Genomic DNA, 18985 nt, shown 5'->3' on the forward strand with positions numbered 1-18985 from the left:
CTCCTATATCCCATTACTTAACACCAGAGCAAATACAAATATAAATACGGCAAACCCTTCAACTATTGCGGCAGGGGCAATGGATAATCCGAATATTTCAGGTTTATTTTTTGTTGCATTGATTGCACTGGCGCAACAATTACCTTGTTGAATACCACAGATCATTAAAGCAATTCCTGACAGTAAGCCTATGCCAAAAAGACCGCCTGCATTTTGCGGGGTAACGGTTCGGTTCAGGGTAAACATTATTACAATCCCCAATATGGACTGTGTCGAGGGAAGCACTGAGACCCCAATGTATTTACCGTAGCCGGTTTCTGTATCGAGCATCACTCCAATTGCGGCTTGCCCGGCAATAGCACACCCATAGATGCTTCCCGCCGTTGCTAATGCCATCGGAGCAAAGATCCCTACCCATCCCAACAATACCATTAACTCATTCATGGGAAATCTCCTGTTTCTTAAAGGGCTGATAAGAATACCCATCCTCTTTGATACTCCATTTGAAAAACTCAATGTAATTGAGACGCAGTCCATGGACTACTGCACTCATAAGGCATAAAACCACATTCATTGTTTGTCCAATTAATACAACAAGAATCGCTAATACCCAGCCTCCAGGTTTACCAGACTGGGCGATATGGTGCGCCATGGTATTGAAGGTAACCGCTAACGAAGCCCCTGCCATTCCCAAGGCAAATAAACGGAGGTAACTGAGGATGTCTCCAAATAATGAAGGCAATTCGGTTAATGCCCCTATCCCAAGTCTCGCTCTCTTTATAAAGTTCTTATAATCGGTAAGCGGCATATTTCCGGCGAATACTGTAATTAAAAACAGACTCAAGATAAAAAGGATAATTGCGGGCCAGGTTATTGAGTTTTGATGTTTTAACAGACCCATAGCATAAAGCAATACCGCCAGAATCAATAAAATAAAACCAACGCTTTGCATTCGTTCATTCCTATCTGGGGTAAACCAGGCGCGCATCCCGCTCGCAATGCAAATATGCAGACACCCAATGAAAAGAACAATGGACATCATTAATTTAAAATTATTGATATCAATGATTTTTAATTTCGCCAGCCATGTTCCTGCCTTGGGCTCAACACCCCAATAACTCCCAAGTAAGACTCCATATACAATTGAGAAAACACTGATGACTACCAATAAAGGCCTTAACCATATCGCCGCATTGTATTTGCCTAATTTCTTCCACCCGAGAACTGTAAACAAGGCCAAAAGGATTCCATACCCTGCATCCGCAAGAATCATGGCAAAAAATACGGAGAAAGAAAAAAAGACCATTATTGAAGGATCAAGCGCATGGTAACCCGGAGTTTGGTAAAAATTAACCAGCTCGGAACCGCCTTTGAGCCAGGGAGGGGTTTCCAATAAGGTAGGCGGCAATTCCTCAGGCAGGGGATGTTCAATCGCCATACTCAACTGATTTTCCTGGCAAAATTGCATAACAGCTTCTAATTTAGAGTCAGGCACCCAGGCTTGTAAAAGGTAAAATTCCTGATGCTCGCGGGTGTGCCCCAAAGCTTTTTGCAATTCGGTTCTATCGGAAAATTGGGCTACTTCACGGGCGAGCAAGTAGCGATAACGGGTCAAATTACATTGCTCATCCATGAGCTCATCGATTTCTTCATTCAATTCATCCAATTCAGTACTCAATGCGCTTACCGCAACAGAACCAGTATGGATGCGACGAAATGGAAAGTGCTCTTCCTGGGGCTCTTGCTCTGCTAACACAATAATAAAAGCAAACCGCGAGTTACGATATACTTCATGTAAAGGGATATCCTGAGGAATTCTGGTCAAGTCTTTCAAATTAATTTTATAAAACCAAAGTTTTATTCCCGCTAAATCCTCTTCAGCAGGTAAACTAAAATGTCCCCACTCCGATACCTCACATATTCGGTTTTTTAAAAAATCCCGTCGATCAATTGCCATTCTTAAATTTTGCTGATTTGTTAAAATCTTTTTGACTACAAGATCGGGATTAAAATTTTTTCCAAGGAAATGGGGGCGTCGGTGCTCTACCGAATTTTGCAGATAAAGCAAAGCGGCTCTGATCTGATCCACTAAAGTTGTCGAAGGTGTTGTTAGCGCGGGTTTTCCGGGGGGATTAATTGCAATTAAATGCATGCAACCCACATTTTGTAATGCATTAAAAATTTCTGCTTTACCTTGGCTTGGCCCCAGGATACTTATTTTTTTGAACGTGGCTATACTCATCATTGTATCCTTTTCTTTTTAGCGATTTTCGATCTCACTACAGCCGCCCGCTCGTTGTCAGCCAAAAAAATCTGAATTAGCCTGATGTTATTTAATGCTTGAGGAATTAATACTTTTTCAAAAAGATTTTTCCGTTGGGTCACCGTTTGAATAGCTTTTGCCAATAATTGCTGTCGTTCCAATGCTACCTGTAAGCGCAGTTGCAATTCGATCTTTTCGAGCAGCACATCAATAAATTTTTCAAACCAGGGAGGGGTATTGAAGTACACATAATCCAGCGAATTAAATGCAATTGCCTGCACTATGGGTAGTTTGACTCCCACAATATTTTCTTCAGTAATGGATATTTCTTTAATCTGAATAAGCTTGCTAATGATATTCATTGTTCCAACAATCATGGGTAACTCATATTGAATACTGCTTTCCAGAGCTTTTTCCTTTTGTTTTAAACCATTAACGAGAACATCAACCCGGCTGCGTTCCGACAATAATTTTTTTCTTTTCAATTCCAAAGAGGGTAAGAATCTCTGATAATTCTTCAGATTTCTTTGCTCGAGAGTGAGCGATGCTTTATTGAGTTTAATTTGCGTCGCCATGATTAATATCCGGTTGTAACTGTTTTTTTGCCTTAAAATACTTGGCGACAAGCTCCTGTTTCATGAGCAATTCATTCTCATGAAAACATTCTGCAAGGGTTTGCCAGCACAAATCCAATGCCACTTCCAAAGGAATTGCAACTTTGATATCCATGAATCGTTCGCGAAACAAACTGCCAAACTTAAGTAGACGTTCATCAAATTCAGAAATTTCAAAAGCCATTGCTTTTTTTTGTTCCGCTTCACAAGCAGCCGAAAAAAAGCGAATCATCGTATTCATAATTTGTCCGTGATCCTCGCGAGTTTGCTTCCCTATCACATGCTGTTTAAGGCGGGATAAGGAACCAAACGGGTCAATTGATCCGGAATGCAAATAAAGCTGTCCTTCAGTGATGTAGCCTGTATTATCTGGAACTGGATGGGTTATATCATTACCCGGCATGGTAGTTACTGACAGGATAGTTACGGAGCCCGCCCCTTGGAAATCACACGCTTTTTCATATCGTCTTGCCAATTGCGAATACAGGTCGCCCATGTAGCCTCGATTTGATGGAACCCGTTCCATAGCAATACCTACTTCTTTTAAGGCATCAGCGAAAGCGGTCATGTCCGTTAACAACACAAGCACCCGCTTTCCTTCTTCAATTGCCATTTTCTCCGCAACCGCCAAAGCCATGTCCGGAATGAGTAAGCGCTCTAAAATGGAGTCAGAAGCCTGATTTACAAACATAATTGTTCGCGCAATCGAACCATGATCCTCAAATGTTTTGCGAAATGCATAATAATCATCAAACAACAGCCCCATTCCCCCAAAAACAATAACATCAGCCTCTGCCTGGGTTGCAATTTTTGCTAATAACTCATTGTAGGGTTCCCCTGCAATTGAAAAGACAGGAATTTTTTGGCTTTCAACCAGGCAGTTAAACACATCAATCATGGGGATATTGGTGCGGATCATTTTGGAAGCCAGTATCCGCCGCGTAGGGTTTACTGTGGGAGTGCGAATCAGTGTTTTATCCTCCTGCTCTAATTTAGGCCCCCCATCAATGGGTTGTCCTACCCCATTAAAAACCCTTCCAAGAATATTGGGAGAATAGGTCACTTTCATCGGTTGGCCCAGAAAGGTTACTGAAGCATCGGTTGATAAGCCCTTGGTACTCCCATACACTTGCAAGGTAACAATTTCTTCCTCTATGTGAGTAATCTGGGCAAGCAACACCTCTTTTTCAGTATGAATCAAAGCTAAATCGTCGAGCCTGGGGATGGAAACTGCTCCAGTTTCCTGCATTGGCGGAACAATAATTTTAAGAATATCCCCTGTAATTTCATGAACATTTTTATAATGAACATTACTCATTGCATTTCCTCTCGACATTTTTTTGCATGCACCATCATGACAGCCACAGCGCAGGAGCCAATGCGGGAACGAATATTATCAGATCGACTGGTTAAAATGATGGGCACTGCTGCCCCTAAAATGATGCCTGCAGAAACTGCATCGGCAATCAATATCAATTGCTTTGCCAGAATATTACCGGCTTCCAGATTAGGCACCACGAAAATATCCACTTCCCCAATCACTGAAGAGTGAATGTTTTTAGTTTGTGCTGCGTGAAGGCTAAATACATTGTCATATGCAAACGGACCATCCACAATGGCGCCAGTAATCTGGCCACGTTCAGCCATTTTTGCTAAACATGCAGCATCTGTTGTCGAGGTCATTTCAGGGTGGATGGTTTCAACTGCGGATAAAAGTGCAACTTTAGGCATTACTTCTTTGTTAAAGGCATGAAACAAATCAATTGCATTTTGGACAATATCTTTTTTTACCATCAAATCCGGTGCAATATTGATGGCCGCATCAGTAACAATAAAAGGCTTGTGATATTTTTCAATCGCCATAATAAATGCATGGCTAATACGACGAGAAGTGCGTAACCCATTTTCTTTTTTAATCACTGCATGCATCAATTCGTCTGTATGCAGGTTTCCTTTCATCAGGGATTCAACCTTCCCCTCCCGAGCTAATTGTACTGCTTGCTTTGCAGCATCTTCCGGATCGATACTATCAATCAGTTGGTAATTGGAAACATCTACTCCCATTTGTTTGGCAACTTGCTGAACTCTGGATTTAGGTCCAATAAAAACCGGGTCGATTAAACCCAAATGACTTGCCTCGATGGCTCCTCCAAGAGAGTCTTCATTGGAAGGAAATACCACGCCTACCTTAATTTTAGGTAAAGAGCGACATTTCTGCAGGAAATTTTCTGCCAATTTATCCACATCAAGTTTTTTTTCATCCATGTTTCGCGCATCCTTGGCCCAAACGTTCAGGAAGGTTGATGCAAGCAGTGCTGACTGGTTTTTTTAATGGGTGCAGCAGCATTCGAAAAACTGCTTTATCAGCTTGCAGGTTCAAATCGTACCCATAATAAAGGAGACGATTATCGAAAAGGTTATGCAACATAGAACTTCCTTTATCCAGTGCCGCATTAAAGTTGGCTTGCCTATTGCAAGATAGTATAGGCTATTTTGGCAATTTTTATTGCATTTTACACAAGTTATCTGCAAATAAAGTTAAAAATAATCTATTCTTAATAGGATAATGATTAAGGGAATTTGAGCATGGATAGCAGCTTACTTTCAGGAAAAAAAGCTTTAATAATCGGCATTGCCAATGACAGCTCGATTGCTTTTGGATGTGCCCGCGCATTGAAAAAAGCAGGCGCAGAGTTGGCAATTACCTATTTAAATGATAAAGCTAAACCTTTCGTGGATAAAACTACCACTGAACTAAGCCCTTCTATATATTGCGCCTGTGATGTCACTAAAGAAAGTGATTTAAACAATTTATTTTTGCAAATAGAAAAAACGTGGGGAGAAATTGATATAGTCATCCATTCCATTGCCTATGCCCCCAAAACAGATCTACAAAGACCTGTGCATGAGTGTTCTAAAGAAGGATTTCTCATGGCTATGGATATCTCCTGTCATTCATTTATTCGCATGGCAAACCTGGCGAAACCCTTGATGAACAATGGCGGTTCAGTGTTTGCAATGTCCTTTTACGGTGCAGAAAAAGTGGTTGAAAATTATAATCTGATGGGGCCTGTTAAAGCAGCATTGGAAGCTTCTGTGCGTTATATGGCTGTAGAGCTAGGCCCCAGGCAAATTCGGGTCATTGCCTTATCCCCTGGCCCGTTAAAAACACGGGCAGCTTCGGGCCTTGAACATTTTGAGCATTTGATTCAGCAGACAAAAGAAAAATCACCCCTTAAATCCCTGGTTGACATCGATGATGTAGGAGCAATGGTTGTTTTTCTCGCAAGCAAGTATGCAAAAAACATTACCGGCGATGTCATTTATATTGATAGTGGCTATCATATTATTGGTTAATATTTTACTGATCCAGGCGATATAAAATTAAAAAAAACTGTCCCCCTATCTTCTTTTATTTCTCAAGTTTGAATGTAGTGACCCGGGTATCACCTGATGAGAGTCTTACCTCAACTTTATAGTTTCCTGATGGCCATTTCCCGTTGGCATAATTAAACTTAAACGCCTTTGCAATATTGCCGCCCCTGGTGACAAAGTTTTTACCGCTAGTGATAATATTTCTTTCGGGGTTGATTATAAATGCCTCTACCTTAATCCCGGGAAAGGCCTTGGAAATATGCACGGTTAAATAGATCACTTGAGTAGGTGGGAAGGCCGCTTTTCCTTCGGTTACATAACCATCGCTATTTCCGGTATCACTTATCAATATAGCCTCTATTCGCGCAGCGCCTCTCTCAGATTCATCGGTTGACTTTCCGCGCGCCGCTGCCGGAGCCGAAAGCAACAGGAATCCCAGGGATAAGAGCAGCGTTATTACAAAAAGTATCGTAATTTTTAGGGAGTGATGAGTATCAAATCGTGCTATTTCATCCTGAATGTCGGGTTCCATTATGACCTCTTCCTGCACAATATTTTAAATTAGCATAGTCCGCCTTTACTGATTTATCCAATAATGAAAAAGGACTACCAAACAAAAGGAATAAAGCGGGTCCGGACTTTTTTTTGATATTCTGTATATCCGGGTAAGTCCCGTGCAAGTATTTTCTCTTCGTTGAGGATACGGGCAATTAAAATCACCAGAAAGATGGGAATTAAAAGCAGGGTCCACCATGAACCCAGCGCAAGCGGTGTGCCTATAAAAAGGAATAAGGCACCAAAATACATCGGGTGACGGACAACACCATAGAGTCCGTCCGATATTACTTTTTGTCCCTCCTCAACACGAACATTGGCCGCAGCATAGGTATTCTCTTTTGAAACAAGATGAAAAATATAAAATGAGAAAGCAACCATCACATCCCCCATGAGGGAGATGTACCACGGAACCAACGACCAGCCAAAGCGCACATCGAGCGGGGGCAGCACCATAAGCACCATACACATTAAAAAAAGGAAAAAAATAATAATTTTCTGCACCGGCTCTTTTTCATACGAAATACCTGCTTCTGTCCGACGCCTGAGAAGGGCTGGATCATATTTTGCAAGATACACACTGTAAGCGGTGGACGCTATAACAAAAACTGCCAAATAAACCAGGCCTTGCCAGTAGTTTAGAGTACCTGCAGGAATAAAAAGCAGCGCCACCAGAACAAGAACCCCTATAACTGAAGAGCGAATCAGTTTTTTATAAAAAGAATCCATACCGACCCTTTTCATGGAATCTGTCTTTCAAGTCTAGAACTGAAGGCCATTTTATACAACTAACAACCTAATTATTCCAGAGGACTCGCCAAAGGCTTATTTTAATTCACCAAGTTCTAATTAATAAGGGGAGAATACGTTTCCCTCGGAGCGGTGCTTCAATAGGAAGAGGGATTGCGCGTCAGACAACCATCAGGAGATGGATTATGAATTTAAAGGACAACTACCTAACAAAACAACACCTTTCTTTAACGCATAGAAGAACGAAAAAATGATGCAAGGAAATTTTTTAAAAATTGTTTAATCTATTGTTTTTAAAAAAATTAAAATTTGGCAAACATTCCTTTTTATTTTGTATTGAAATTAAACCTGGCTAAGACCAGGCTTAATTCCAAATTTTGCTTCCCAATAGTAACCTGCACTTATTTCCTGATTAATCAGGAAAATGAGCGGCCTTTAGCAACAGCTCCTGCATCATTAGGATTATATTTTTCATTTATATCAAGTGCCGTCATGAGTTCCTCAGCCTCAAGCTGAGAAGGGGTATCAATGGGTGCAGGTTTAAAAAACAATTGAGGGCTGGAGCTGCGCAAGGAGCCATAGCGGGACTCTTTGGTATTTTCCGCGGAATAGGAAGTGAGCGTGGTGTCAGAACCATGATAACCGCATAAATCAGTTAAACTTGAGTGAGTCATTGCCACAAAATCCGCCAAAGTTGTTTTTTCTGAGACAGGGGTGTTGTTCTCTGTAAAGATTTCCCCCTCAAGTTTAAGGAGTTTGCGCTCGTAATAATAAACAAAAGGAAACTTGAGTATATGAACTAAAGCAACTATGGGCAAACTAATTGCCGTTGCCGCGACTGCCATCCCCAAGCGCACACATTGCAATCCCAAGCCAAGAAAACAGGATATGGTCCTAAGTATCACCGCGTCTTTCCATTTTTCGTCATCTTTTACATATTTGAAAGGGTTATCGATTTTGGTCTTGTGGGGCAGTCCATAATTAAGCAAGAAATTAGCTAGCTGAGGTATCATGGTGATATCAACTAAGCCATGCTTCAGCTGATTAGGATGAGGGACATTGCCATCGAGTTTCTCGATGATACCATAATCCCCATACATGATTTTAAAGGTATCCTTTACCCCTTCATAAAAATTATTTTTTATTACTTTATTTAATTTGATTAATGGGTACCAACTGTTTGTTTTCAAGCACTTAATTTTAAAATCTTCATCTGCTTGCAATCTTTCTGAAGCATAAAAGTATAAAGGCGGGCTTTGTCTCACCGCCATAATGGTTATGTTTTCATTATCCTTGAATTTCGCAGGCAGAAAAGCATAAGCGTTGGGATTATATAAAACAGCAGTAAGGGCAAAATCTTCGTCGTTCAATAGTTCGGGTACAACATGGGCTGTTACAAAAGAGTTTCTTTTGATCGCAAGGAGCAGAAATTCCCGATTGGTCCGTAGATCTTCAGGGACATCCTTAAGTAATTGAGGGTTTGCTACTATTTTTTCTAATTCTTGTATTTGATACTTATTCAGCATAATAAAACTCCGGAAACAGCAACACACGGGGACGAGTCAGACCATCCTTAAATTGCTTTTGCTAGTATAAATTGGGGAACAAAACTTCTTTTCTGGGTGAAATATTGGTATGGGTATCTTTCTTAGGTGGATTAAATTTACTGGCTGTGTATATTTTTAACACTTTAGCGGATTTGTCAAGAAAAATATTAACCAGCCTCTTTTTTTCGTGTCATTTAATGAGAGCCCGCAAGAACATATGAAGAATTTGTTCTGTGGGCCTGTTTGAAAGGAAGGGGAGCTTATTCTTCATCAAAAAATAAGACTTCACCTGATGCAACATCGTATAAACCGCCAACAATCTTAATGCTTTTTTCTTTTATCAGCTCTTTTAAGATACTGCTTTTGTTTATGATATTCTGAATGCTAATTTTGATGTTAATCCTGGCCACCTCATTTACATAGTCGAGATTACTCCCGTTTCGATTTTCCTTAAATGATTTTTCCAGGCTTATAGCAGGTTTTATTTTATCTAAAAGTTGCGTCAAATATCCTAATTGCGCATCATCGCAAGCTCCTTTTATGGCGCCACAATTGGTGTGCCCAAGGACGACAATGAGTTTGGAACCCGCTGCCTTACATGCAAATTCCAAACTCCCGATGATATCCTCATTAACAATATTCCCTGCAATTCTTATGCTGAAAATATCTCCCAGGCCTTGGTCAAATATTAATTCTGCTGGCGTTCTGGAATCAATGCAACTCAAAATAGCGGCAAACGGGTATTGCCCGTCAGCGGTCTCGTTTACTTGCTGCAGCAAGTTCCGGTTAAACCTCAAGTTTTGGATAAAACGTTGATTTCCATTCTTGAGTAAATTGATTGCTTCATCGGGAGTGATATTGACCTGATCTTCTTTTTTAAGTGTTTTCATTTAGAATTCCTTTTGGGATACGAACAAAACGCTCTCACCGTTTACTCTCTATCACAATCTCGCTATTGAGGCATCGAAGCTTGTTGATTCACTTCTTCTTTTGCATTTTCTGTTTCTTTTGCCGTTTGCTCTACCACAGGAAGTTTATCTAGAGCGGTACTTACCTTACTTATGGGTGCAGTGGTACTTTGTGGCACCTGCATTTCTATATCAGAAGAGTGCTCAACCGATTTTTTGGCCTCAGGTAATGGAATATCTTTATAGGCTATCCCGGCATCCAGTTGTTGGACAAGATTGGCATATCCCCCTTTTTCAAATTCTTTATTAGTCCGGGGATCTATGAGCTTACCTTCTTCAAATTTTGCAATCAAAATTCCTTTATCGTAAACGCCACCGTGGCCATTTTCTGCCAAATGTCTTACGAAGTCTTCTTCCGCATGGGGATCTTTGAATTTTATCCATGTGGTGCCATGTTCATCTGTTTCGCAGCAGTTGTCTTCTTCGTCAAAACCCGGATTTTTCTTTTTATATTTTTTAACCCATTCCTTATACATTTCCTCCACCGCTTGGGCTTGTTTTGCGTCTTTTTTACTTTCAAACTCAACGCTTCTTTCCGGATTTTGGGTATCTTGCATGGTTGTCTTTTGCTTTGCTAATTGATTCGCTTCCAACTCAGCTAATTGGTTAGCTTCTTTATTTTTTTTATTTTGCTCTTCAAGATCTTGCTGTGCTAAATCTTTTTGCGTTTTTTCACCTGTCATTTTTAACTACCTGCTTCTAATAACCATTATTTATGATTATATTCATTTAAAGATGGCTTATCCTATTTACAGCTCCGTTTTTTCATTAATTTAACAATAGAAGCCAGGGACTGGAATAAGCCATCCCTCTTTAGCTAACCTCTGATGTTTCTTGGATCATGACCATGACTATCCTTGGTTTCAATTCGACCATATTTATCATGAATAACTAATTCTGTATGTTCTTTTTTACTCAGCTCCCTTGCTTTATCCACCGCTTCTTTTTTTGATTTGAAATGGAGAATGGATGAATTGTGGGTTTGCTCAATATCCCATCCTCCCTGGACATTATGGACCACATGATGTTCTTTATTCATCTTAGTTCCCTCCATGTAAGTCTTGATGATCTTAAATACGCTCACCCTAATATTGTATTATAATAGACCAAATCATATTTTTTTTCTTTCCAGCCTCTAGCGCATGCCCCACCGAATGAGTTTTTTCATAGCAATTTAATTGATGAATAATCACCTTTTAAATAAAATTGCCATCCCTGGATAAATAAAAGAGATGCTATGCAAAGCCGTATTGAAATTACAGAATTAGAACGCGGTGAATTATTAAAACTTACCCTGAATAAGCTTGTTGAGTATAAAAAGGAAAATTCCAAGGCAGTTAGTGAAGAATTTAACTTTAGCCACTTACCTTATGATTTAGAAGATTTGGCTGATCAGGTTTTTTTAAGAGTCTATAAACCACTGCATGGAATGTTTCCTTCCTCTCATTATGTTTGTCATGTCAATACCATGATAACCCAAATAGAACAAAGAATGAGTAAATTTGAACAAAATAAACCCAAGATAGATGCAATAATCGAGCAGCTTGGGAAAGAAATTAATTTATCGATGACCGATATAAATACCTTGAAAAAATTTGCCTACGTTTTGCTTGATGAAGAACCTTACGCAGAATGTTTATTCATGACTGCATTGACAGTTCTGCAAGAAAAAAACCTACTTGCTTCTGACGAGTCCCAATCTACTGCAGCAATAAAATTAGTCGAACATGCATTCAAATGTTCTCTAGCAGATAAAACCGCCGGCGTCCCGAAACGCTATGCTTTTCTTTTGGCAGAAATTTATGCAAATGCAAGAAAAGAGTTAGTGGGCGTTGTAGCGTTTAACGCCGAAAAAGCTATATTTTATTTAATCGAAGCATGCAATCACGGCTCAGAAACTGCAAAAAAATTGCTCTCAGAAAGCGCTCCGGTATCAGCCTTGTTAAAAGTAAATGGTATTGATGAAAAGATAATAGTCCAATCTAAACCAAGTGGGGTATGCCAATTTGGTGTGTTTGCACAATCTGAAAAGCAGAGTTCAAGTTCAGCTTTAGAGGAAATTACCAATACTTATCCTCTATAGAACCATTGGTGATCTAAGGGGATGCTAGAAAGCTCCCCTTCCCGTCCGCACGCAAGCTTCAAATGTCACATCTTTATCGCCAGGATGGGTCCTGTGATTTATTGATTGTTATAAAAATTAAACTATTATAAAAATAAGGTTTGTTTGCATTTCGTTTGATGCACAATTCTGAGTTGCATCTGTAGAATTAAGGCTTATTCGAAATGACCCAATATGAAATTGGAGAATAGGCATGGATGCTCCCAACTTTTGTAAACACTGCGGAAATAAACTCTCAGCAGACGCTCAATTTTGCAGTCAATGTGGTACCCAAGTAGAAGCGAGCTCCATTTCTCCCCAAATAGAACAAACATTTCCCGGTAAAGAAAAACAGCAGAAATCCCCCATTACTGCTTTTGTCTTAGCCCTCATTTTTGGGACTTTTGGAATTCACCGATTTTATTTGGGGAAAATAAAATCGGGATTATTGATGCTGCTGACCCTAGGGGGGCTGGGCATTTGGTATTTGGTAGATTTAATCCTTTTGGTAACTAATAAATTCGAAGATAAAAATGGCAATTTGATCCTATTCACCAAAAATCCCTCTCCATTAAAGAAAACACTCATGGTAATCGGTGTTATTGCCGCCTGGTTTTTACTTTTTGTCGGTACGGTATTTACGATCGTTTTGTTCCTGACAAACAGTTTGATTTACCCCATTAATAATCAGCTTAAAGCATTAAAAACGGGTAATATTGAAAAGGCATACTCCTACACTTCAAAAGACTTCCAAAAAGCAACCTCTCTAGGTGATTTTAACAAATTTTTAAACCAGTACCCTTCTTTAAAAAGCAATGAAAGTACATTTTTTAACATACGAAGCATTGAAAATAATTTGGGATTTGTCAAAGGGACATTAACTGCAAAAGATGGAGCAAAAACTCCGATAGAATATCGCTTAATATGGGAAAATGGAGGATGGAAAATTTTAAATATCAAGGTAAGTTCTACGGGAGCAGGAATTGACATAAACCACACTGCCCAGAGTTCATCACCCACAGCTCCCCCTCCACAACTTAACTGGCTCAATTTCGATAACAAAGGCAACAGATACTCCCTTAAATATCCCAATAACTGGGAATACATTAAATCCGGTAAAGGAACGGTCATTTTTAGAGGCAAAAAAGATACGGATGCTTCTCATACAACGATCACTATCCAAACTCTTTTGACGAAAAAAAATAAGGGGAAATACTCAACCATTGCAGAACTTATAAATGATTTGAAATCCCAAATTTTTGCAAATACCTCAGAGTCTAAAGTGTTAGCTCAAGGAGAAATAGAACTCCCTCAAAATCAGAAGAAATTCCATGGAGAATATATAGTTTTCACTTATAAATACAAAAATAAACAATTGAAACAGTTGTTTACAATCATATTAAGGGACGATGGATTAGCTTTTTATACCTGGAGTTATACTTCGTTAATCACAGAATATGACCGCAACCTGCCTATTAACAAGGAGATGTATGAATCATGGACTATTTACTGATATCTTCTGTGTCCGCGGTAAAAGAGCATAAAGCTCCTGGTTGCACGCAACCAGGATTAAGTGCTTGCTCTTCAGGATCTTAATTCTTGGCGGAATGCATCATCCTTATACTCAAAATCTGACCTAGTAGCATTTATGGAAAAGAAAGAATTCGCGCTTTGCACAGGAGGCATGGGTGACGATTCAATTCGTGCCTCCCGGGTAGGCATGTTCTCAATTAATAATCGCGAGCTTACGTTGGGATATTCATTCTGGACAGGTGTCGCAACCTCTTTCCTCGGATCAGGTTTTTTTCCATCGAAGGCGGCTTTTAGGTGATTCGCTGCCCATTTCGCCAGATCCAACCCATAAATAGGAGAATTGAGAAGAGCCACTGAAGCTAATTTAACCCCCAAAAGCAGAAACATGCTTGCAATGCCAAGGAGCAAATCCGCTTGTTGCACCAAGCTTACCGCAGAAGTTATTGTCAAAAACACCGGTGCTAATAAAAAAGTGAGTGGACGAACAATAAAAAGAGATCCTATTTTATTGAAAAATCCCGCCGGCAAAGGGGCAGTAATTGATCTTTTGATTGCACTAGCTTGCAATTTGAAAAGGGTTAAATCATCGATGGAAATTTGATTCCTAACTGCCGCCTCAAATTCTCCTCGCTTCTTTTCTTTAATCCGTTCAAAATCACTTTTGAGAGACGCGTTATTATCTATTTCCTTGTTGGTTTTTTCAAGGAGATAATATTCTTTCATTTCCCCTGGACTCATTTTTTGAATCTTTTCTATGAACTCAGAAATCTCTTCTTTTTTATCTGTCGGAGCATCCCTTAATTGTTCTTGCAGCTCAATTAAAAAATCATTTTTCACTGTTGCTAAAAATTGCTCTTCAGCTTTACTGAAGCGCGCAGGCTCTTTTTTATAATCGTCAATTGTTTTGGCGAACTGTCCTCCAGTAAATAAATTGCATAGCGAGTTATTAATTTGACCTACCATGGAAATCAGTGCATAAATAACTATGCCCCCTACAAAAACACCTGCTGCTGTGAGGATTAAAGCAACATTAATTGCCCAGCTTGCCGCATTAACGATAGATTTAAATGGCCAGTAATATCGCTCAGACAGGTTAAAATGGTAATTAAATGATGCTGAAAATTTGTCCCATACATATTGCGCCGTTTTTAAAGGGTCAGACTCTAAATTTTTCAAAAGATCACTTTCTTCTTTACCTGCGGATATTATTTTAAAAATTTCATCTTGCAGCTTAACTTTTTCTACACCTGGAGAGACCTCTTTTTCCAACGCATTACGAGTCATCAGAAGCTCGTACATTTTGGGCTGAGCTTGTCGCAACTTGTCTGGATGAAGATGTAGGGACAACCTTATATATAATTTTTTTTCTTCACCCTTTTCCACAGAGGAAAATGCTTTATTAACGTGATTTTTAATTTTATTCAATGCAGAGGTATTATCTTGTGTCTTATCTTCCAACTCTGCGGTGATTGCCTGAATCAAATCTGTAACAATTTTCTCTAGGTTACTCATAAACCCCTACTTTTAATGAAATAATCAAATTGCACGCGAATAAATCACAGTGCCCCATGCGCTGGCATATTATGGCAAATAACGAGGGTGTAAATCCAGCAATTAATTTAGTTACCTGTTAGAGCCGTTTTCGTATTGGTTCTATGAGGTGCAAGTAATCAGCAAAGATCCCATATCAACTTTTGGTGTTTAATTATCTGCATTTACTCTTATGGACAGCAAAAAAAGTCTATAATAAATTCTAAAATTTCTAATGTATTGAAGTGAATCATCTGAAAATGAATGAAATTAGTAATTTTGCATTGCAGGCCTTAAACTCTGCCAATGATGGTATAACCATTGTCGATATGAAACATAAAAGCCAACCTTTGGTATTTATAAATTCATCCTTTGAACAATTAACCGGGTACCGTGCCGAAGAAGTAATTGGAACAAATTGCAGATTCCTCCAGGGTTCTTTACCCCCTCAACCGGAAACACTACTTATCCGCAAAGCACTTGGCGAACAAAAGAATTGTAGAATTATTTTAAAAAACAAAAGAAAGAATGGCTCGTTATTTTGGAATGAACTGAGCCTCGCACCAATCAAGGAAGAAAATAAAACCTTATCCTTTTATATTGGCATACAAAAAGACGTTACTAAAGAGATAAAGCATCATAAGGAATTTATGAATACCCTGGAACAAAATAAAAAAGATGCCATGTATGAAGCCATTTCCAGCTTCACTGATAAAGTGAGTCAACCCCTGACCGCTATTTCCATATACAGTAGAGCCTGCTGTCTTATTATGGAAAAAGAAAAACAAGACAGGTTAAAACTTTATGAGGGTCTTGAAAAAATTGAAGCACAATCCCTGGTTATAAAAGAAATAATGCAAACGGTGCATAACAATTTTAATGAATTAAATTTCCCGGTTGAACAACTCAATCCCAATAAGCTGATTGTCCAATTGGTCAATATAATTAAATACGCATGTCCCTACAACATTCAATTAACATTGGATCCTCAGTTGCCAGAGATAAAATTTAATCAGGAACATCTGTCTCAAATACTCCTTAATTTAATTCGTAACAGTACGGAGGCCTTCCAGCGAGCTTCACGATTGAAGGGACACATTGCCATCAGTACGGCAAAACAAACTGATTTTATAGAATTAACCATTGCCGATGATGGGCCAGGAATGCCTAAGGGGTTTATACATAAAGAACCAGGTACCTTTTTCACTTCAAAAACTTACGGTATAGGTACGGGTCTTGGAATTTGCAAAAAATTAATCCATTTGTACGGTGGGAGTATTTCCCTTAAAGAAATGAATACCGGATTAAAGGTCATCATTCTTTTGCCAATTTAAATTTTTTTTACATTGGAAAAGGTTAAATTTCTAATTAGGGCAGGAATAGTTTTCAGTTTAAGGCGAGTATGGGGATAAATAAAAGCCCCGTCAGAACCTGACGGGGCTTTCGAGATGTTACTTTATTAAGCCATAGCAGCGGCTTTTTTCTCTTTTTCTTTGGCAATTACTGCTTCAGCTACATTGTTTGGACAAGGAGCATAGTGAGAGAATTCCATTGAGAATTGTCCACGACCTGAAGTAAGGGTACGTAAAGTACTGATGTAACCAAACATTTCTGAAAGCGGAACATCGGCCTTAACGCGAACACCCGTTGCACTGGGTTCCTGGCCAGAGATCATACCACGGCGACGGTTCAAGTCACCAATCACGTTACCCACATCATCTTCGGTGCTGTACACGTCAACTTTCATGATGGGTTCCAGTAACTGTGGACCCGCTTTTGGTATTGACTGACGAAATGCGCCTTTTGCCGCAATTTCGAATGCAATTGCCGAGGAGTCAACAGCATGGTAAGCACCATCGGTGAGGTTAACCACAACGTCCAACACAGGGAAGCCAGCTAATGTACCTGAGTCCATCATTGAGCGAAAACCTTTTTCAATTGCCGGGAAGAATTCTTTAGGAACATTTCCACCCACAACAGAGGTAATGAACTTGAATCCAGTACCTGGCTCGCCTGGTTCAATCGTATAATCGATTTTACCGTATTGACCCGCTCCACCTGATTGCTTCTTGTGGGTATAGCTGTCTTGAATCGTTTTGGTGATCGTCTCACGGTAAGCCACTTGAGGTTGACCTACGATTAACTCAACATCGTATGTACGCTTTAGAATATCCACTTTAATATCAAGGTGTAATTCACCCATACCTTTAAGAATAGTTTCACCTGAATCCTGGTCAGTTTCCACTCTGAAGGTAGGATCTTCTGCAACCATCTTGCCAATGGCAATCGCCATTTTCTCAGTCGCACCCTTATCTTTTGGTGTGACAGCGATAGAGATAACTGGCTCAGGGAAAACCATCGCTTCAAGGGTACACTCATGGTTAGGATCACACAAAGTATGACCGGTACGCACGTTTTTCATACCTACAATCGCAATAATGTCGCCTGCTTCAGCGCTTTGTAATTCATTACGCTCATTTGCCTGCATCTCAACCATACGACCGACACGCTCAGTTTTACCGGTAAAGGAGTTAAGAATGGTATCCCCTTTATTGAGTTTTCCTGAGTATATGCGTATGAAGGTCAGGGCGCCAAAACGGTCATCCATAATCTTGAATGCCAAGGCACGGAATGGCTCATCAGCAGAAACAATAGCAAATTGGCCATTTGGATTACCTTCAACATCAGTCAACGGTTGTGGGTTCACTTCATGGGGTGCAGGCAAATAGTCAACTACTGCATCCAATAAGAGCTGCATACCTTTGTTTTTAAAAGCCGAGCCGCAATAGGTTGGGAAGAAGGCTAATTCAAGCGTACCTTTACGGATACAACGCTTAATGTCTTCGATTGAAGGTTCCTCTCCTTCCAAATAACCCATCAGCAATTCATCATCCATTTCCAGGGCAGTTTCAATCAATTGCGCACGATACATTTCAACATCGTCTTGCATATCAGCAGGTACATCAGTAATTTTGAAATTTTCTGGTTGGCCTGACTCGTCCCAAACATAGGCTTTACGAGTTAATAAATCGACCACACCAACGAAGGTGTCTTCAAAACCGATAGGCAGAGTCATAATTAAAGGATTTGCACCCAATACTTTCTTAATTTGCTCGGTTACTTTCAAGAAATTTGCACCAACGCGATCTAATTTGTTTACAAAAATCAAACGAGATACTTTTGAATTGTTCGCATAACGCCAGTTGGTTTCTGACTGAGGCTCAACACCACCAGAACCACAGAACACCCCGATACCGCCATCGAGTACCTTCAATGAACGATATACTTCTACAGTGAAGTCAACGTGTCCCGGGGTATCAATGACGTTAAAGCGATGCCCTTTCCAGAAACAACTCACAGCTGCTGACTGGATGGTAATACCGCGCTCCGCTTCCTGTTCCATGAAATCGGTGGTTGATTCACCATCGTGAACTTCGCCTATCTTATGGATTCTGCCCGTGAGCTTAAGAATACGTTCGGTAGTGGTGGTTTTTCCGGCATCTACGTGGGCGAAGATACCAATATTTCTATAAAGGTTTAAATCAGCCATAGCAACTCTTAGTTAAATTTAAATGGATAAAAAATTGTCACATATTGTACACTATTTTATCCGGATTTGCAGCAAAACTTGTTTTTTTTAGTCTTTTTTTTATAATTATTTTCTAAATACCCAAATCTCTATATGCCTAAACAGGCAAGTATGTCCTTCATTTTTCTAATTATTCTTTAAATAAAAACTGATTTGACAG

The 18985-nt window shown here is 39.7% G+C and carries 18 protein-coding genes; 4 read left to right on the forward strand and 14 right to left on the reverse strand.

Features of this window, described 5'->3' with window-relative positions; all coding sequences use genetic code 11:
- Window positions 1-3: 3 nt before the first annotated feature.
- Genes KYQ_RS15385 through KYQ_RS19195 form a run of 6 tightly spaced genes read right to left on the reverse strand, consistent with a single transcriptional unit; the run spans window position 4 to window position 5305 of the window.
- Complete coding sequence (locus tag KYQ_RS15385; protein WP_010655021.1) at window positions 4-444, reverse strand: ATP synthase subunit C; 441 nt, start codon at window positions 442-444, stop codon at window positions 4-6.
- Entirely contained in the window at window positions 437-2245 is a 1809-nt protein-coding gene (locus tag KYQ_RS15390; RefSeq protein ID WP_231294572.1) for a V-type ATP synthase subunit I, read from the reverse strand. Before KYQ_RS15390 ends, KYQ_RS15385 begins: the two co-directional genes overlap by 8 nt.
- On the reverse strand, window positions 2242-2838 hold the full coding sequence (locus tag KYQ_RS15395) for a V-type ATP synthase subunit D (protein WP_010655023.1): 597 nt from the start codon (window positions 2836-2838) through the stop codon (window positions 2242-2244). The genes KYQ_RS15390 and KYQ_RS15395 overlap by 4 nt, the downstream gene beginning before the upstream one ends.
- The gene (locus tag KYQ_RS15400; protein WP_010655024.1) at window positions 2822-4195 is read right to left on the reverse strand and encodes a V-type ATP synthase subunit B; all 1374 of its coding nucleotides are present in this window, start codon (window positions 4193-4195) and stop codon (window positions 2822-2824) included. The genes KYQ_RS15395 and KYQ_RS15400 overlap by 17 nt, the downstream gene beginning before the upstream one ends.
- Window positions 4192-5142 (reverse strand): bifunctional enoyl-CoA hydratase/phosphate acetyltransferase, encoded by a 951-nt coding sequence (locus KYQ_RS15405; RefSeq protein WP_010655025.1) that lies wholly within the window; start codon window positions 5140-5142, stop codon window positions 4192-4194. Before KYQ_RS15405 ends, KYQ_RS15400 begins: the two co-directional genes overlap by 4 nt.
- The gene (locus KYQ_RS19195; RefSeq protein WP_019350260.1) at window positions 5135-5305 is read right to left on the reverse strand and encodes a hypothetical protein; all 171 of its coding nucleotides are present in this window, start codon (window positions 5303-5305) and stop codon (window positions 5135-5137) included. The genes KYQ_RS15405 and KYQ_RS19195 overlap by 8 nt, the downstream gene beginning before the upstream one ends.
- A gap of 158 nt (window positions 5306-5463) precedes the next feature.
- Between KYQ_RS19195 and fabI the strand changes: the two genes are divergently transcribed.
- The gene (gene fabI, locus KYQ_RS15415; RefSeq protein ID WP_010655026.1) at window positions 5464-6234 is read left to right on the forward strand and encodes an enoyl-ACP reductase FabI; all 771 of its coding nucleotides are present in this window, start codon (window positions 5464-5466) and stop codon (window positions 6232-6234) included.
- Window positions 6235-6289: 55 nt separating this feature from the next.
- Here fabI and KYQ_RS15420 read toward each other — a convergent pair whose 3' ends face one another.
- The 6 genes from KYQ_RS15420 to KYQ_RS15445 all read right to left on the reverse strand — a co-directional run bounded on the left by KYQ_RS15420 (window position 6290) and on the right by KYQ_RS15445 (window position 11111).
- Window positions 6290-6784: a hypothetical protein gene (locus KYQ_RS15420; RefSeq protein WP_010655027.1), complete on the reverse strand. Its 495-nt coding sequence runs from the start codon at window positions 6782-6784 to the stop codon at window positions 6290-6292.
- 74 nt (window positions 6785-6858) lie between these two features.
- The gene (locus KYQ_RS15425; RefSeq protein ID WP_010655028.1) at window positions 6859-7536 is read right to left on the reverse strand and encodes a methyltransferase family protein; all 678 of its coding nucleotides are present in this window, start codon (window positions 7534-7536) and stop codon (window positions 6859-6861) included.
- 437 nt (window positions 7537-7973) lie between these two features.
- Window positions 7974-9083, reverse strand: coding sequence for a DUF4116 domain-containing protein (locus KYQ_RS15430; RefSeq protein WP_010655029.1), 1110 nt, complete (start codon window positions 9081-9083; stop codon window positions 7974-7976).
- Window positions 9084-9364: 281 nt separating this feature from the next.
- Window positions 9365-9994: a carbonic anhydrase family protein gene (locus tag KYQ_RS15435; RefSeq protein WP_010655030.1), complete on the reverse strand. Its 630-nt coding sequence runs from the start codon at window positions 9992-9994 to the stop codon at window positions 9365-9367.
- Between the two features lie 62 nt (window positions 9995-10056).
- Entirely contained in the window at window positions 10057-10755 is a 699-nt protein-coding gene (locus tag KYQ_RS15440; RefSeq protein ID WP_010655031.1) for a hypothetical protein, read from the reverse strand.
- Window positions 10756-10889: 134 nt separating this feature from the next.
- Window positions 10890-11111, reverse strand: coding sequence for a DUF2188 domain-containing protein (locus tag KYQ_RS15445; RefSeq protein ID WP_010655032.1), 222 nt, complete (start codon window positions 11109-11111; stop codon window positions 10890-10892).
- A gap of 198 nt (window positions 11112-11309) precedes the next feature.
- Between KYQ_RS15445 and KYQ_RS15450 the strand changes: the two genes are divergently transcribed.
- A complete protein-coding gene (locus KYQ_RS15450; RefSeq protein WP_010655033.1) occupies window positions 11310-12155 on the forward strand; it encodes a hypothetical protein in 846 nt (281 codons plus the stop codon).
- A 232-nt stretch (window positions 12156-12387) separates the two neighbouring features.
- Entirely contained in the window at window positions 12388-13686 is a 1299-nt protein-coding gene (locus KYQ_RS15455) for a DUF4864 domain-containing protein (protein ID WP_010655034.1), read from the forward strand.
- A 71-nt stretch (window positions 13687-13757) separates the two neighbouring features.
- On the opposite strand, the gene KYQ_RS15460 is transcribed toward KYQ_RS15455, so the two are convergent.
- The gene (locus tag KYQ_RS15460; protein ID WP_010655035.1) at window positions 13758-15218 is read right to left on the reverse strand and encodes a hypothetical protein; all 1461 of its coding nucleotides are present in this window, start codon (window positions 15216-15218) and stop codon (window positions 13758-13760) included.
- Between the two features lie 278 nt (window positions 15219-15496).
- Here KYQ_RS15460 and KYQ_RS15465 point away from each other — a divergent pair, with 278 nt between their 5' ends.
- Window positions 15497-16570 carry a PAS domain-containing protein gene (locus KYQ_RS15465; RefSeq protein WP_010655036.1) on the forward strand — a complete coding sequence of 358 codons (1074 nt, stop codon included), beginning with the start codon at window positions 15497-15499 and terminating at the stop codon, window positions 16568-16570.
- A gap of 125 nt (window positions 16571-16695) precedes the next feature.
- Here KYQ_RS15465 and fusA read toward each other — a convergent pair whose 3' ends face one another.
- On the reverse strand, window positions 16696-18786 hold the full coding sequence (gene fusA, locus KYQ_RS15470) for an elongation factor G (protein ID WP_010655037.1): 2091 nt from the start codon (window positions 18784-18786) through the stop codon (window positions 16696-16698).
- Between the last annotated feature and the right edge of the window lie 199 nt (window positions 18787-18985).

The organism is Fluoribacter dumoffii NY 23 (assembly GCF_000236165.1).
Lineage (GTDB): Bacteria > Pseudomonadota > Gammaproteobacteria > Legionellales > Legionellaceae > Legionella > Legionella dumoffii.

Excerpts from the sequence above, each read along its gene's own strand:
- KYQ_RS15455 (WP_010655034.1), top strand. The coding sequence starts at position 12,388 with ATGGATGCTCCCAACTTTTGTAAACACTGCGGAAATAAACTCTCAGCA.
- KYQ_RS15420 (WP_010655027.1), bottom strand. The coding sequence starts at position 6,784 with ATGGAACCCGACATTCAGGATGAAATAGCACGATTTGATACTCATCAC.
- KYQ_RS15400 (WP_010655024.1), bottom strand. The coding sequence starts at position 4,195 with ATGAGTAATGTTCATTATAAAAATGTTCATGAAATTACAGGGGATATT.
- KYQ_RS15390 (WP_231294572.1), bottom strand. The coding sequence starts at position 2,245 with ATGATGAGTATAGCCACGTTCAAAAAAATAAGTATCCTGGGGCCAAGC.
- KYQ_RS15445 (WP_010655032.1), bottom strand. The coding sequence starts at position 11,111 with ATGAATAAAGAACATCATGTGGTCCATAATGTCCAGGGAGGATGGGAT.
- KYQ_RS15425 (WP_010655028.1), bottom strand. The coding sequence starts at position 7,536 with ATGGATTCTTTTTATAAAAAACTGATTCGCTCTTCAGTTATAGGGGTT.
- KYQ_RS15405 (WP_010655025.1), bottom strand. The coding sequence starts at position 5,142 with ATGGATGAAAAAAAACTTGATGTGGATAAATTGGCAGAAAATTTCCTG.
- fusA (WP_010655037.1), bottom strand. The coding sequence starts at position 18,786 with ATGGCTGATTTAAACCTTTATAGAAATATTGGTATCTTCGCCCACGTA.
- fabI (WP_010655026.1), top strand. The coding sequence starts at position 5,464 with ATGGATAGCAGCTTACTTTCAGGAAAAAAAGCTTTAATAATCGGCATT.
- KYQ_RS15460 (WP_010655035.1), bottom strand. The coding sequence starts at position 15,218 with ATGAGTAACCTAGAGAAAATTGTTACAGATTTGATTCAGGCAATCACC.
- KYQ_RS15440 (WP_010655031.1), bottom strand. The coding sequence starts at position 10,755 with ATGACAGGTGAAAAAACGCAAAAAGATTTAGCACAGCAAGATCTTGAA.
- KYQ_RS15385 (WP_010655021.1), bottom strand. The coding sequence starts at position 444 with ATGAATGAGTTAATGGTATTGTTGGGATGGGTAGGGATCTTTGCTCCG.
- KYQ_RS15465 (WP_010655036.1), top strand. The coding sequence starts at position 15,497 with ATGAATGAAATTAGTAATTTTGCATTGCAGGCCTTAAACTCTGCCAAT.
- KYQ_RS19195 (WP_019350260.1), bottom strand. The coding sequence starts at position 5,305 with ATGTTGCATAACCTTTTCGATAATCGTCTCCTTTATTATGGGTACGAT.
- KYQ_RS15395 (WP_010655023.1), bottom strand. The coding sequence starts at position 2,838 with ATGGCGACGCAAATTAAACTCAATAAAGCATCGCTCACTCTCGAGCAA.
- KYQ_RS15450 (WP_010655033.1), top strand. The coding sequence starts at position 11,310 with ATGCAAAGCCGTATTGAAATTACAGAATTAGAACGCGGTGAATTATTA.
- KYQ_RS15435 (WP_010655030.1), bottom strand. The coding sequence starts at position 9,994 with ATGAAAACACTTAAAAAAGAAGATCAGGTCAATATCACTCCCGATGAA.
- KYQ_RS15430 (WP_010655029.1), bottom strand. The coding sequence starts at position 9,083 with ATGCTGAATAAGTATCAAATACAAGAATTAGAAAAAATAGTAGCAAAC.